Source organism: Mycetohabitans sp. B2, assembly GCF_021733735.1.
Classification (GTDB): Bacteria; Pseudomonadota; Gammaproteobacteria; order Burkholderiales; family Burkholderiaceae; genus Mycetohabitans; species Mycetohabitans rhizoxinica.
Genome location: NZ_JAHKSP010000046.1, coordinates 83,823 through 98,563 on the forward strand (window position 1 = coordinate 83,823; position 14,741 = coordinate 98,563).

Genomic DNA, 14,741 nt, shown 5'->3' on the forward strand with positions numbered 1-14,741 from the left:
CCTAACCTAATTCTGTGCGCCCGCTCACGGCGGGCTGTGGCGACGTGCGGCGCCCGCTCACGCGGTCGCGGCGAGCGCTGTATCGCGTGCCATGCCGCCTTGCGTCGGAACGAGGCAATGCTTGTGCTCGACGTGATACTCGAATTCGTTCCAAAAGTGCTTCAACATGCCGCGCACCGGCATCGCCGCTGCGTCGCCCAGCGCGCAGATCGTGCGGCCCATGATGTTCTGCGCGACCGAGTTCAGCAGGTCCAGGTCTTCTTGGCGCCCCTGGCCATGCTCGATCCGATGCACGACCCGATACAGCCAACCGGTGCCCTCGCGGCACGGCGTGCACTGCCCGCAAGACTCCTCGTAGTAGAAGTACGACAAGCGCAGCAGCGAGCGCACCATGCAACGCGTATCGTTCATCACGATCACCGCGCCAGAGCCGAGCATCGAGCCGGCCTTCGCGATCGAGTCGTAGTCCAGGTCGGTCTGCATCATCTGCTCGCCCGGCACCACCGGCGCCGATGAGCCGCCCGGGATCACCGCCTTGATCTGGCCACGTACGCCGCCGGCCAGCTCCATCAGCTTCGCGAACGGCGTGCCGAGCGGCACTTCGTAATTGCCCGGCAGGTTCACGTCGCCAGACACCGAAAAGATCTTCGTGCCACCGTTGTTCGGCTTGCCCAACTCCAGGTACTGCTGCGGACCGATCGCCAGCAGGAACGGCACCGCCGCGAACGTCTCGGTGTTGTTAATCGTCGTCGGCTTGCCGAACGCGCCATAGCTAGCCGGGAACGGCGGCTTGAAGCGCGGCTGCCCCTTCTTGCCCTCGAGCGACTCGAGCAGCGCGGTTTCCTCGCCGCAAATATAGGCGCCATAGCCGTGATGCGCGTGCAACTCGAACGAGAACCCGCTGCCCAGGATGTTATGACCGAGATAGCCGGCAGCACGCGCCTCGTCCAGCGCCTGCTCGAAGCGCTCATAGACTTCCCAGATCTCGCCGTGGATGTAGTTGTAGCCAACGGTAATCCCCATCGCGTACGCGCCGATCGCCATGCCTTCGATCAATGCGTGCGGATTCCAGCGCAGGATGTCGCGGTCCTTGAACGTGCCGGGCTCGCCTTCGTCGGAGTTGCACACCAGATACTTCTGCCCGGGAAACTGACGTGGCATGAAGCTCCACTTGAGCCCCGTCGGGAACCCCGCGCCGCCACGGCCGCGCAAACCAGACGCCTTCACGTCCGCGATCACCTGCTCCGGCGGAATCTTCTGCTCAAGAATGCGGCGCAGTTGCTGGTAGCCACCGCGGGCGACGTAATCCTGCAAATGCCAGTTCTCGCCGTTCAGGCCCGCGAGAATCAGCGGATTGATATGCCGATCGTGCAAAGACGTCATTTGGACAGCTCCTCGAGCAACTGGTCGATCTTCTCGCGGCTCATGAAGCTGCACATCCGATGGTTGTTCAGCAACACCACCGGCGCATCGCCACAGGCGCCGAAGCACTCGCCTTCTTTCAGCGTGAATTTGCCGTCGGGCGTCGTCTCGCCAAAATCGATTCCCAGCTTCTGCTTCAGATATTCCGCGGTCTGCTGCGCACCGCTCAGTTGGCACGGCAAGTTCGTGCACAGCGTAATCTTGTGCTGACCGACTGGCGCGGTCTCGTACATTGTGTAAAACGTCGCGACTTCCTGCACCGCGATGGCCGGCATCTTCAGATAGTCGGCGACGAATTGCATCAGCTCCGGCGACAGCCAGCCCTGCTCTCGCTGCGCAATCGCAAGCGCCGCCATCACGGCGGACTGCTGGTGACCGGCGGGGTACTTCGCCACCGCGCGATCGATTTCCTTGAGGCCTTCAGCTGAGATCATTTTCAGACACGACTCATTCAATGCTTACCGAACGAAAACCTGCCGGCGAACCGCTACCGGCAGACCTGACGCTCCTTGATACGACAGCATCGCGCCACGCGCGATGCCCCAAGCTGTGATGCTACCGGTCAACCTCGCCGAACACGATGTCCTGTGTCCCGATGATCGTGACCGCGTCGGCGATCATGTGACCGCGCGCCATCTCGTCGAGCGCGGATAGATGCGCATAGCCGGGCGCGCGGATCTTCAGCCGGTACGGCTTGTTCGCGCCGTCCGACACCAAATAGATACCGAACTCGCCCTTCGGGTGCTCGACGGCGACGTACGCTTCGCCCTCGGGGACGTGCATACCTTCTGTGAAGAGCTTGAAATGGTGGATCAGCTCTTCCATGTTCGACTTCATGTTCAGCCGCGACGGCGGCGCGACCTTGTAATTGTCGACCATCACCGGGCCCGGATTCTTACGCAGCCATGCAATACACTGTTTGATGATTCGGTTCGACTGGCGCATCTCCTCGATGCGCACGAGATATCGGTCATAGCAGTCGCCGCCCGCGCCGACCGGAATGTCGAAATCGAGCTGGTCATATACTTCGTACGGCTGCTTTTTGCGCAAGTCCCATTCAACACCCGAACCACGCAGCATCGGTCCGGTCATGCCCAGTTGCAGCGCACGCTCCGGCGTGACGACGCCGATGCCGACCAGCCGCTGCTTCCAGATCCGATTGTCGGTCAGGAGCGTCTCATATTCATCGACGCAGCCAGGGAAGCGATTCGTGAAGTCTTCGATGAAATCGAGCAGCGAACCTTGGCGGTTCTCGTTGAGCCGGGCGAGCGCCTTTTCGTTGCGGATCTTCGAGGCCTTGTATTGCGGCATCACGTCCGGCAAATCGCGGTAGACGCCACCCGGCCGATAGTACGCCGCGTGCATGCGCGCGCCGGACACCGCCTCGTAGACGTCCATCAAGTCCTCGCGCTCGCGAAACGCGTACAGGAACACTGCCATCGCGCCGACGTCCAGCGCGTGGGCGCCAATCCACATCAAGTGATTCAGGATCCGCGTGATCTCGTCGAACATCACGCGGATGTACTGGGCCCGGAGCGGCACGTCGATACCGACGAGCTTCTCGATCGCCATCACGTACGCGTGCTCGTTGGCCATCATCGACACGTAGTCGAGGCGGTCCATATACGGCACCGACTGGAGGAACGTCTTGTGTTCGGCGAGCTTTTCGGTTGCGCGATGCAGCAAACCGATGTGCGGATCGGCACGCTGAATCACCTCGCCGTCCAACTCAAGCACGAGGCGCAGCACGCCGTGCGCTGCCGGATGCTGGGGACCGAAGTTCAGCGTGTAGTTCTTGATGTCAGCCATGTTCGCGGGCTTACTAGAAATTCAATGACTCGGACGGACCGCTTGCGCGAGCGCATGCGGTCCGCAGCCGGCCGGGCAGGCGCTCAGTGCTTGAGGCCGCCATAGCGTTCTTCGCGAATCACGCGCGGTGTGATCTCGCGCGGCTCGATCGTGACAGGTTGGTAGACAACGCGCTTTTCTGCCGCGTCGTAGCGCATCTCGACATAGCCGGACAGCGGAAAATCCTTGCGGAACGGGTGGCCGATGAAACCGTAGTCAGTCAGGATCCGACGCAGATCGGGATGGCCTTCGAACACGATCCCATACAGATCGAACGCCTCGCGCTCGTACCAGTTCACCGAATTCCACACATCGATCAGTGACGGCAGGATCGGCACGTCATCATCCGGCGCGAAAACCCGCACGCGCAGCCGCCAGTTGTTACGGATCGACAGCAGGTGCGACACCGCGGCAAAGCGCGGACCGTCGTATGCGCCATCGCCGTACGTCGAATAATCGACGCCGCACAGGTCGGTCAATTGCTCGAAGCCGAGCGTCGGGTCATCACGCAACCGCGTCGCGACGTCAATCAGATCGCTGGCGGCGACGACAATCGTCAATTGCCCGAGCGACTCCGTGGCGCTTTTCAGCTTGTTGCCGAGCACCTTGTCGAGGTTCGCCTTCAGGGTCTCGAGTTTGCTTGCCATGTGGGGAGCTCCGCGTTACTGCCGGGCGATAGTGTTAGTGCGGCGGATCTTCGCCTGCAACTGGATCACGCCGTAGACCAGCGCCTCGGCGGTCGGCGGGCAGCCGGGCACGTACACGTCAACCGGCACGATCCGGTCACATCCGCGCACGACCGAGTACGAGTAGTGATAGTAGCCGCCGCCATTCGCGCACGAGCCCATCGAGATCACCCAGCGCGGCTCGGCCATCTGGTCATAGACCTTGCGCAGCGCAGGCGCCATCTTGTTGCACAGCGTACCGGCCACGATCATCACGTCGGACTGACGCGGACTCGGCCGGAACACGACACCGAAACGGTCCAGGTCATAGCGTGCGGCACCGGCATGCATCATCTCAACCGCGCAGCAGGCGAGCCCGAACGTCATCGGCCATAGCGAACCGGTCCGCGTCCAGTTGATCAGCTTGTCAGCCGTCGTGGTGACAAAGCCTTCCTTCAAGACCCCTTCGATACTCATTGCTTTCGACTCCAGACGGGCAGCAAGCGTTGCGCCCGACATTCAAGCGTGATTTGCGTTCATTCCCAGTTCAGGCCACCCCGTTTCCAGATATAGGCGAAGCCCAGCAGGAACTCGAGCAGGAAAATCATCATCGCGATGAAGCCCGGCCAGCCGATGTCGCGCAGCGCAACGCCCCAAGGGAACAGGAAGGCCGTTTCCAGATCAAAAATGATGAAGAGAATGGCAACCAGGTAGTAGCGCACGTCGAACTTCATGCGCGCGTCTTCGAACGCCTCGAAACCACACTCGTACGGGGAATTCTTGTCGCTGTCCGGCTTGTTCGGACCCAGGAGCTTGCCGATACTGACCAAAGCAATCCCCAAACCGAGGCCCACGAGAAGAAACAGCAGGACGGGGAAATAGGCAGCGAGGTTCAAGACTATCCTCTATCGGTTGGTTCAAGGTGTCGGCCGGTCCGACCGCCCCGACCAGGATACTGCGCGGATGCGCCACTTCGACGTCGCCACACCGCAACGCAAGCAGCGCTCAAAAAATAAATGCCAGCCGAAGCGTAAATGCAAGCGGCTGGCATTGGATAACGTTGGTGCCGACGATGAGACTCGAACTCATACGGCTTGCGCCACTACCCCCTCAAGATAGCGTGTCTACCAATTTCACCACGTCGGCACTGTCTGCAATCCGGGCGGCCACTCGGAGCATGAACCCTTCGTTACCACTGTTACCGCGAATCGCTTCAAGACTGAGATTGTAACTGGGTTAGGTCGTTTGTTCAACGCACAAAATACGTTTTTCTATCCGCCGCGGGAAACATAGTTTTGCCAACTTCCGCGTTATTTCGGCACATCCTGTCCCGGCGTGGACACGCCCGCGGACGGTGCCGCGCTGCTCGGCACCGCGACACCGGAGGCCACTCCCGAACCCGCTGCCGGCGCGCTCGCCGCCAGTGACGCCGCACCGCCTAACAAGCCACCGCCGGCCTTCGGGCGGTAGCTCCCCAGCGCCGTCAGCGCGAGCGTGCTGACGAAGAACACGGTGGCGAGGACCGCCGTGGTGCGCGACAGGAAGTTGGCCGAGCCGCTAGCACCGAACAGACTACCCGATGCCCCGCTACCGAATGCCGCACCCATGTCGGCACCCTTGCCGTGCTGCAGCAAAACGAGCCCAATCACGCCGAGCGCCGACAGCACCTGCACCACGATCATCAACGTCTTCAAAAACAACATTTGCATCACCTAGAATGAGCCGGATCCCCGGCGAGTGCCGCGGCCGCCGCCGCGCCGATCGCAAGGAAATCGGTCGCGGATAACGATGCGCCACCAATCAGGCCGCCGTCGATATCCGCCTGCGAAAACAATTCCTGTGCATTACCCGGCTTCACGCTACCGCCGTACAGCAGCGGCACCTGCGCCCCTGCCTTGGCCGTGAGCTGCGCCCGCAACGCGGCGTGGACCTGCTGTGCTTGCTGCGCCGTCGCACTCTGACCAGTACCGATGGCCCAGACCGGCTCGTATGCCACCACCAGCCGTGCCACGTCGGTCTCGTCCAGCGCGTCGAGCACCGCTGCAAGCTGCGCACGCACGACGCTGTCGGTCTGCCCGGCCTGCCGCTCATCCAGCGTTTCGCCGACGCAGACGATCGGCGTCATACCGGCCTCGAGTGCACGCCGCGCCTTGGCCGCCACCAACTCCGACGATTCCGCATGCAACGCGCGGCGCTCCGAGTGGCCTACGATCGCCAGCGTCGCACCAAACTCGGCAACCATCGGGGCGGCGACCTCACCGGTATACGCGCCCTGCGTATGCGCGGACACATCCTGCGCGCCATATGCGATGGGCGTACCGGCAAGGCGCGCCTGGGCCTGGGCGAGATACGGATGCGGCACACACACGCCGAGCCGCACCTGCGGCCCGAGTGTCGCCACGCGTTGCACGAGCGCGTGCAGCAGCGCATCGTTGTCAGCGACGCGGCCGTGCATCTTCCAGTTTCCGACTACCAGCTTCGATCGTTGTTGCTTCGACATGGGTCTCGTGGATCTGTGACGTGCACGCGTCAATCAATAAGCAAAAGCCGTGCACAAACGCGCAATTCTACTGCGCGGCGCGAGTCGCGGTCAAACCGGCGTGACTCACCAAGTCAGCACGATTTTTCCGATGTGCTCCCCCCTCTCCATCATCGCGTGCGCCGCGGCCGCCTGCTCGGCTGGAAACACCTGGTGGATCACCGGCTTGATCGCGCCCTGCTCGATCAGCGGCCACACCCGCTCGTGCAATTGCGCAGCGATGGCGGCCTTGAACGCCACCGAACGCGGCCGTAGCGTCGAGCCAGTCAATGTCAAGCGCCGGCGCAAGACCTCACCCAAGTTGATCTGCGCGTTGGCGCCGCCGAGCAACGCAATCAGCACGATGCGGCCGCCGTCGGCCAGCGCACTCAACTCACGGCCCACATAGGCGCCGCCCACCATGTCCAGGATTACGTCGACACCGCGATCATGGGTCAGCGATTTGACGACGGCGACAAAATCTTCGGTCTTGTAGTTGATCGCGCGCTCGACGCCCAACGCCTCGCACGCGGCGCACTTCTGTGCGTTGCCGGCCGTGGCGAACACCCGATGACCGAGCGCATGCGCGATTTGGATCGCGCTTACCCCGATACCACTGGAGCCGCCCTGCACCAGCAGCGCCTCCTGGGGGCCGCCCTCGCCCGCGCCCAACCGGCCGCGATCGAACACATTGCTCCAGACGGTGAAGAACGTCTCAGGCAACGACGCGGCCTGCACGTCTGACAAGCCCGCTGGCACGGGCAGGCACTGGACCAGCGGCGCACTCGCATACTGCGCGTATCCGCCGCCTTGCACCAGCGCGCACACGCGCTGCCCGCGCGTTAGGCCAAACGGATTATTTGCGCCGTCGAGATCACCCTCGACGATTTCGCCGGCGATTTCCAGGCCGGGGATGTCCGACGCACCCGGCGGCACGGGGTAATTGCCCGTGCGCTGGAAAACGTCCGGGCGGTTCACCCCGGCTGCCGCCACCTTGATCAGCACTTCGCCGGGCTTAAGCGCCGGCATGGGACGCTCACCAGGCTTCAACACCTCGGGCGCACCGTATTCGGTAATCTCGATCGCTTTCATGCGGAACTCCGCGTCGCCAGGTTGCCAACGATGATAAGGAGAAACGGCCGGCAGCGCGCGAAGCACTCCGGCCGTGCGAACCGAATGCGGCACGGCGGCGCCACGCGCGCGATCTTGCCAGACCCGCGCGTGGTGACTGACCGCCACCCCGCCCGCGTTACTCCTGCTCCGCCGACGGCGTCGCGGGCCTCGACGCGGGCGGTGTCGCGGGCGGTGTCGCGGGCGGCGTAACCGGCACCTCGTTGAGCAGCGCCTTCACGGACAACCGTACCCGGCCCTTCTCGTCGGTCTGGATCACCTTGACCTTCACCTGCTGGCCTTCCTTCAGGTAGTCGTTGATGTCCTTGATCCGCTCGTTCGCGATCTCGGAAATATGCAGCAGGCCGTCGCGCCCCGGCAGGATATTCACGATCGCGCCGAAATCCAGTAGCTTCAGGATTGCGCCCTCGTAGATTTGGCCAACCTCCACTTCCGCCGTGATGTTCTCGATACGCTTCTTCGCCTCGGCCATGCCCTCGGGGCTTGTGCTCGCGATGGTCACAACACCGTCGTCGGAAATGTCGATCGTCGTGTTAGTTTCCTCCGTCAGCGCCCGGATCACCGAGCCGCCCTTGCCGATTACGTCGCGAATCTTTTCCGGATTGATCTTCATCGTGATCATCCGCGGCGCGAACTGCGACAGCTGCATGTTCGTTGACGGCACAGCCGAAGTCATCTTATCCAGGATGTGCAAGCGGCCTTCCTTCGCTTGCGCGAGGGCGACCTGCATGATTTCCTTCGTGATGCCCTGAATCTTGATGTCCATCTGCAACGCGGTCACGCCCTGCGCGGTACCTGCCACCTTGAAGTCCATGTCGCCCAGGTGGTCTTCGTCGCCCAGGATGTCGGTCAGCACCGCGAACTTGTTGCCCTCCAGGATCAGCCCCATCGCGATACCCGCCACGTGCGCCTTCATCGGCACACCCGCGTCCATCAACGCCAAGCAGCCACCGCACACGGACGCCATCGACGATGAGCCGTTCGACTCGGTAATCTCCGACACGACACGGATCGTGTAGCCGAACTCGTCATCGCCCGGCAGGCACGGGACGAGCGAGCGCTTGGCAAGCCGGCCGTGACCGATCTCGCGGCGCTTCGGTGAGCCGACACGGCCTGTTTCGCCGGTCGCAAACGGCGGCATGTTGTAGTGCAGCATAAACCGCTCGCGATATTCGCCTTCGATCGCGTCGATGATTTGCTCATCGCCCTTCGTGCCGAGCGTGGCCACCACCAGCGCCTGCGTTTCGCCTCGGGTGAACAGCGCTGAGCCGTGCGCGCGCGGCAGCACGCCGGTGCGGATTTCAATCGGACGCACGGTGCGCGTGTCGCGCCCATCGATACGCGGCTCGCCGTTCAGGATCTGACTGCGCACGATCCTCGCCTCGAGATCGAACAGGATGTTGCCGACCGTCGCGGCATCGACGACGGCCGTGCCGGCTGCCACGGATTGTTCGGCCAGCTTGGCCGTGACCGCCGCATACACTTCTTTCAGCTTGGCCGAGCGCTGCTGTTTCTGCCGGATCTGGTATGCCGCTTGCAACTCGGCGAGCGCCAACTCCGTCACGCGCGCAATCAGCGCTTCGTCCTTCGGCGCCGGCTGCCAATCCCATTCAGGCTTGCCACCTTCCTTGACGAGGTCGTGAATCGCGTCGATCGCCACCTGCATCTGTTCATGACCGAACACGACCGCGCCAAGCATTACCTCCTCCGGCAACTGATCCGCTTCGGACTCGACCATCAGCACCGCACGCTCGGTGCCGGCGACCACCAAGTCCAGCTTCGATGCCTTGGACTGCGAGCGGGTCGGATTGAGCACAAACTGATTGTCAATATAGGCAACACGCGCCGCGCCGATCGGCCCATTGAACGGAATACCGGAGATTGCCAACGCCGCCGATGCACCGATCATCGCCGGGATGTCCGCCGGAATGTCCGGGTTGATCGACAGCACATGGATCACGACCTGCACTTCGTTGTAGAAGCCTTCCGGGAACAGCGGACGCAGTGGGCGGTCGATCAGCCGCGAGATCAGCGTCTCGCCCTCGGAAGGACGGCCTTCGCGGCGGAAGAAGCCACCCGGGATCTTGCCGGCCGCATACGTCTTCTCGATGTAGTCGACGGTCAGCGGGAAAAAGTCCTGGCCCGGCTTGGCCGACTTGGCCGCCACCACCGTCGCGAGCACGACGGTGTCCTCAACATCGACAATCACCGCACCGCTTGCCTGACGGGCGATCTCGCCCGTTTCGAGCCGCACGTTGTGCTGGCCCCATTTGAATTCTTTGACGATCTTATTAAACATTTTCACTCCTTCGAGACGCCGCGCATGCGCGCGGCCGGTCCATCGACCGTTCCCCAACCCTTGCCGGCCGCTCGAAAACAGGGAAGTGTTATGCCATTCCAGCGCGACAGCGGCACTGCTGCCGCGCTGGAATGACACAAAACCCCGCCTCGCTTGCCGGACGGTCGCACGCGCATAGGCGCGTGCGGAACACCCATCACACCGGAAACGCTAAAAACAAAATGCCTGCATCAGCATGCTGACGCAGGCATCTTTTGCAAGTTGCAGGCAAAAGTCTGCAATCGAGCTGCTTACTTACGCAGACCCAACTTCTCGATCAGCGCACGATAGCGGTCGGCATCCTTTGCCTTCAGGTAGTCGAGCAACTTGCGACGGCGGCTCACCATGCGCAGCAGGCCACGACGGCTGTGGTGATCCTTCATATGGGCCTTGAAGTGCACCGTCAACTCGTTGATACGGCTCGTGAGCAGCGCGACCTGCACTTCCGGGGAACCGGTGTCATTTGTGCCGCGCGCGAATTGCGCGACGACTTCCGATTTGTTGATATTCGCTACAGGCATGATTTTCCTTTATCAATCAACAGGCGGTCACGGAAGAAAGGCCGTGCCGTGAGTTTGCAGCAAGACACTTATTGTAGCACAGCCGGGGCACGCTAGGATCAGCGCACACGGCGCATCTGGCACGTGTTAGCCGGCACCGTCTGCTCGGGCGTGAGTGTCAGCAGCGTGCGAAAACCATAGCCGGAACCTTCATTATCAAAGCGCACGTGTGCGGTACCCGCCTTCTCCATCTGCATGACGTAAAGGGGCTGGATCAGTTGATGATCGTCAGCACGCATCCACGATGGATGGAAACCACTGTCGTAGCCGGCGCGCGAGCTTTCCAGCGCGGTCGCCACCGCCCGTGCGTCGTCCGAGCCGGCGCGCGTGAGCGCGCGAGCCAGCATGTCGATCATCACGCTGATGCGCAACAACGGATAATCGTCCGATGGCGCCGGATACCGCGCCCGAAATGCCGTGTAGAACGCATCAGACGCCGCCCCGCCCACGTTCGGATGCCAGTCTGCCACCGCGATCACGCGGCCCACGCCGGCATCGCCCAGTGCCGCCGGCGCACCGAGGCTGTTACCGTAGAAGGTGTAGAACCGCAGCTTCAGGTTCTGCTCGCGCGCCGCGCGCACCAGCAGCGTCAGATCGTTGCCCCAATTGCCGGTCAGCACCGCGTCGGCGCCGCTCGCCCGAATCTTCGCCAGATACGGCGCAAAGTCCTTGACCCGCCCCACCGGCACGAACTCGTCGCCCACGATCGCCACGTCGGGCCGCTGCGCGGCGAGCGCCGAGCGGGCCAGCGAACTCACCTGGCGGCCGAAGCTGTAGTCCTGGTTAAGTAGATAGACCTTCTTGAGCGACGGGTCGCGGCGCATTACCTCGGTCAACGCGTTGATCCGCATGCCTGCGTGGGCGTCAAAGCGAAAATGCCAGAAGCTGCAGTCGGCTTCGGTCAGCGCCGGATCATCGGCCGAGTAGTTCAGCAACAGCATGCGGCGACTCGGTTCGCGCGCATTGTGCTTGTTGATCGCGGCGACCAGCGCCGCGGCCACCGCGGAGCTGTTGCCCTGCAGCACGAAAGCAATCCGCGCGTCAGCAGCGGCGCGCAGCTGCACCAGCGCCTCGTCCGTGGCCCCCCGGCTGTCCAGCACCACCAACTGCAACGGATGCGCGCCGTCTCGCAGCATCACCCCGCCGCGGGCGTTGACCCGCTCGATCGCAAAGCGCAAGTTACGCTCGACTGCCGCGCCCGCATTCGCAAAGGCGCCGGACATCCCTTCGATTAGCGCGAGCCGCACCGGCGCGCCGGTCGGCCCGCCGGCGGGCAGCGCACGCTGCCCCGGAACCGGGTCGGGCGCGGCCGCCACGCCCGCGGCGTTTGCTTGCGCGTGCGCCGCGCAGGCAAGCGTCATCGACATCGGCAACACGACGGCTGCGGCGCGCAAGCGCCGCCACCCGGCACGCACGGACTGCGCGAGGCGCCCATGCGCACGGCGCGCCACGGCCAGAGGCCCGCCCGCCGGCAAGTCACCTACATGTTCGTTCATCCGATCCTGTCCGCACCCCTGGCTGCTCATCCGGTCCTCGCCGTTCACATCAAAGCGCGGATCATAGGCCAGCGCGCCCTCGCACGGCAAGGCCGGTGCGATCTTTTGCGTCAATGCATGTCAAAATTGCTGCAACGGAAAAAGGAGTTCGGACCATGTCATTATTGGATTCGCTCGCGTGGCCGGCCTGGGCCGCGCCCGCTCGAGTACGAATCGCCGCCGGTCTTGCCATGCTGGCGCTGTGCGGTTGCGTACAGCCGTGGCAGCGTTTCAAGCCCGGTGACGATGCGCCGATGCTGATCGCACGGCTCGGCGCCCCCCGCGAAGTGTATGACCTGCCCAATGGAGGTAAGCGGCTGATGTGGCCGACCCAGCCGATGGGCGAGACGACAACGGCGGCCGACGTTGACGGCACGGGCAAGGTCGTCAACGTGCGACAGGTGCTGCAGAACAGCGAATTCTACCAAGCGGAAATCGGCAAGTGGACGAAGAACGATGTACTGATCCGCTTCGGCAAGCCGGAGGAAACCGCCTATTTCCCGCGGATGAGGCGGGAAGTGTGGAGTTATCGCTATATGGATGACGGTGTCTGGTACCAGTTGTACCACTTTTACTTCGACGATGCCGGTGTGTTGCGGCTCACGCAGAAGACGCCTGACCCGTTGCACGATCCAGAGCGCCGGCACGCCCCGTTTTAGCGGCGCCACACCAGCGCGGGCGGCGACCACGCCGATGTTGGCGGCGCACGACGGTGCCTGTCCAGGCGCCCGCGCCCTGACAAGCAGTGCCGCACGACACGGCCAGCGCCACGCGCCGCGTGCCACAGATGGCGACGTGTGACGCATGGTACAGATGACGGCGTGTGACGCGCGGCACGGATGGCGGCGTGCGGCCACACCGCTACGAGTGCTGCGGATTGAGCTTTTCGGCGTTCGGATCAAGCTTGTTCAACGCCGCAATATAGGCCTTTGCCGATGCAGCGACGATGTCTAGGTCGGTGCCAACGCCATTGACGATACGCCCCGCCTTCGACAGCCGCACGGTCACCTCGCCTTGCGCCTGCGTGCCGGTTGTGATCGCGTTGACCGAATACAGTATCAATTCCGCACCACTATTGACCCGTGACTCGATCGCATGCAACGTCGCATCGACCGGACCGTTGCCGTGCGCCTCGCCGGTCGTCTCACTACCGTCAATGCAGAACACCACCATCGCGTGCGGCTGCTCGCCGGTTTCCGAACGCTGCGACAACGACACGAACCGATAGGTCTCGTGACCATGCGCGGCATTGGCCTCCTCGCTAACGATCGACAAGATATCCTCGTCGAAGATCTCCGTCTTGCGATCAGCCAGTTCCTTGAAGCGCGCGAACGCGGCGTTCAGTTCCGCCTCGCTGTCCAGCGCCACGCCCAATTCCTGCAGCCGCTGCTTGAACGCGTTGCGGCCCGACAGTTTGCCGAGCACGATCTTGTTTGCGCTCCAGCCCACGTCTTCCGCGCGCATAATCTCGTACGTGTCTCGTGCCTTGAGCACCCCGTCCTGATGAATCCCCGACGCGTGTGCAAACGCGTTGGCACCCACCACCGCCTTGTTCGGCTGCACCACAAAGCCCGTCGTCTGCGACACCAGCTTCGAGGCCGGCACGATCTGCGTCGTGTCGATGCCCACCTCCAGCCCAAAGTAGTCACGGCGCGTCTTCACCGCCATCACCACTTCCTCCAGCGACGTGTTCCCGGCCCGCTCGCCAAGCCCGTTCACCGTGCACTCAATCTGCCGCGCGCCGCCTAGCTTCACCGCCGCCAGCGAGTTCGCCACCGCCATGCCCAAATCATTGTGGCAGTGCACCGAGAATACCGCCTTGTCTGAGTTTGGTACCCGTTCGCGAATCTGCCGGATCAGTGCCGCATATCCGTCCGGCACCGCATAGCCAACGGTATCCGGAATGTTGATTGTGGTGGCACCCTCCGCGATTACCGCCTCCAGCACCCGGCACAGGAAATCCATGTCCGAGCGGCTGCCGTCCTCCGGCGAAAACTCGATGTCGTCCGTGAATTGCCGGGCAAAACGCACTGCCAGCCGCGCCTGCTCGTACACTTGCTCCGGCGTCATGCGCAGTTTTTTTTCCATATGCAGCGCCGAGGTCGCGATGAATGTATGGATCCTGAACCGCCCCGCCGGCTTGAGCGCGTCGGCCGCACGCGCGATATCCTGGTCGTTGGCGCGCGCCAGCGAGCAGATCACGCTGTCCTTGACTTGCGAGGCGATCGCCTGAATTGCGTCGAAATCCCCGTTTGAACTGGCCGCGAAGCCCGCCTCAATCACATCCACCTTCATGCGCTCAAGCTGTCGCGCAATGCGGATCTTCTCCTCCTTCGTCATCGACGCGCCCGGCGATTGCTCGCCATCACGCAACGTCGTATCGAATATGATCAACTTGTCTGCCATGTCAGTCTCCGGGCTCGAATCAGTGGGGGCAAGCGGCAACATCATCGGCGCCACCGCAGGTGACGCCGGCGCGAACAGGCGAAACAGAGCGGAGGCGGGATCGATTCAGCGCGATAGACGCGCCAACGCCGGCGCGCGGGATAGCACGCCAGCTGGTAGGGATGGTAGAAGCCATGCAGCCATATACATTCGGCCAACTATAGCGTCAATCAGGCCAACATGCAATGCGACCTGACCGTGTCATCGCGCCAATAGCCGGCGACTATGGCCGCTTGTCCGCGCGGTGCTCGTTGTCTTTGTTCGCGCAGTGTTCGTTGT

At 63.0% G+C, this 14,741-nt stretch carries 14 protein-coding genes and 1 tRNA gene; 1 reads left to right on the forward strand and 14 read right to left on the reverse strand.

The features are described 5' to 3' along the window. Positions 1 to 57: 57 nt before the first annotated feature. The 13 genes from nuoF to KPG66_RS09485 form a co-directional block, all read right to left on the reverse strand. Positions 58 to 1,383 (reverse strand): NADH-quinone oxidoreductase subunit NuoF, encoded by a 1,326-nt coding sequence (gene nuoF, locus KPG66_RS09425; RefSeq protein WP_013435903.1) that lies wholly within the window; start codon positions 1,381 to 1,383, stop codon positions 58 to 60. Continuing rightward, positions 1,380 to 1,856 carry an NADH-quinone oxidoreductase subunit NuoE gene (gene nuoE / locus KPG66_RS09430; protein WP_041753726.1) on the reverse strand — a complete coding sequence of 159 codons (477 nt, stop codon included), beginning with the start codon at positions 1,854 to 1,856 and terminating at the stop codon, positions 1,380 to 1,382. Before nuoE ends, nuoF begins: the two co-directional genes overlap by 4 nt. 121 nt (positions 1,857 to 1,977) lie before the next feature. Then, positions 1,978 to 3,231 (reverse strand): NADH-quinone oxidoreductase subunit D, encoded by a 1,254-nt coding sequence (locus tag KPG66_RS09435; protein ID WP_013435906.1) that lies wholly within the window; start codon positions 3,229 to 3,231, stop codon positions 1,978 to 1,980. An 83-nt stretch (positions 3,232 to 3,314) separates the two neighbouring features. Then, positions 3,315 to 3,917 carry an NADH-quinone oxidoreductase subunit C gene (locus tag KPG66_RS09440; RefSeq protein ID WP_237070746.1) on the reverse strand — a complete coding sequence of 201 codons (603 nt, stop codon included), beginning with the start codon at positions 3,915 to 3,917 and terminating at the stop codon, positions 3,315 to 3,317. Between the two features lie 15 nt (positions 3,918 to 3,932). Beyond that, complete coding sequence (locus KPG66_RS09445) at positions 3,933 to 4,412, reverse strand: NuoB/complex I 20 kDa subunit family protein (RefSeq protein ID WP_006052903.1); 480 nt, start codon at positions 4,410 to 4,412, stop codon at positions 3,933 to 3,935. A 59-nt stretch (positions 4,413 to 4,471) separates the two neighbouring features. After that, complete coding sequence (locus tag KPG66_RS09450) at positions 4,472 to 4,831, reverse strand: NADH-quinone oxidoreductase subunit A (RefSeq protein ID WP_013435909.1); 360 nt, start codon at positions 4,829 to 4,831, stop codon at positions 4,472 to 4,474. Between the two features lie 165 nt (positions 4,832 to 4,996). Then, a tRNA-Leu gene (locus tag KPG66_RS09455) sits at positions 4,997 to 5,081 on the reverse strand. 164 nt (positions 5,082 to 5,245) lie between these two features. After that, on the reverse strand, positions 5,246 to 5,638 hold the full coding sequence (gene secG, locus KPG66_RS09460) for a preprotein translocase subunit SecG (protein ID WP_041754396.1): 393 nt from the start codon (positions 5,636 to 5,638) through the stop codon (positions 5,246 to 5,248). Positions 5,639 to 5,643: 5 nt separating this feature from the next. Then, complete coding sequence (tpiA, locus tag KPG66_RS09465; protein WP_041753727.1) at positions 5,644 to 6,435, reverse strand: triose-phosphate isomerase; 792 nt, start codon at positions 6,433 to 6,435, stop codon at positions 5,644 to 5,646. A gap of 105 nt (positions 6,436 to 6,540) precedes the next feature. Beyond that, positions 6,541 to 7,545 (reverse strand): NAD(P)H-quinone oxidoreductase, encoded by a 1,005-nt coding sequence (locus KPG66_RS09470; RefSeq protein WP_237070747.1) that lies wholly within the window; start codon positions 7,543 to 7,545, stop codon positions 6,541 to 6,543. Positions 7,546 to 7,702: 157 nt separating this feature from the next. Continuing rightward, a complete protein-coding gene (gene pnp, locus KPG66_RS09475; protein WP_237070748.1) occupies positions 7,703 to 9,889 on the reverse strand; it encodes a polyribonucleotide nucleotidyltransferase in 2,187 nt (728 codons plus the stop codon). A gap of 284 nt (positions 9,890 to 10,173) precedes the next feature. After that, positions 10,174 to 10,443 (reverse strand): 30S ribosomal protein S15, encoded by a 270-nt coding sequence (rpsO, locus tag KPG66_RS09480; RefSeq protein WP_013435914.1) that lies wholly within the window; start codon positions 10,441 to 10,443, stop codon positions 10,174 to 10,176. Positions 10,444 to 10,541: 98 nt separating this feature from the next. Further along, entirely contained in the window at positions 10,542 to 11,849 is a 1,308-nt protein-coding gene (locus KPG66_RS09485; RefSeq protein ID WP_237070777.1) for a branched-chain amino acid ABC transporter substrate-binding protein, read from the reverse strand. Positions 11,850 to 12,208: 359 nt separating this feature from the next. Here KPG66_RS09485 and KPG66_RS09490 point away from each other — a divergent pair, with 359 nt between their 5' ends. Beyond that, complete coding sequence (locus tag KPG66_RS09490; RefSeq protein ID WP_237070778.1) at positions 12,209 to 12,676, forward strand: hypothetical protein; 468 nt, start codon at positions 12,209 to 12,211, stop codon at positions 12,674 to 12,676. 202 nt (positions 12,677 to 12,878) lie between these two features. Here the strand turns inward: KPG66_RS09490 and KPG66_RS09495 are convergent, their stop codons facing one another. Beyond that, entirely contained in the window at positions 12,879 to 14,423 is a 1,545-nt protein-coding gene (locus tag KPG66_RS09495) for a 2-isopropylmalate synthase (RefSeq protein WP_237070749.1), read from the reverse strand. Positions 14,424 to 14,741: the final 318 nt, after the last annotated feature.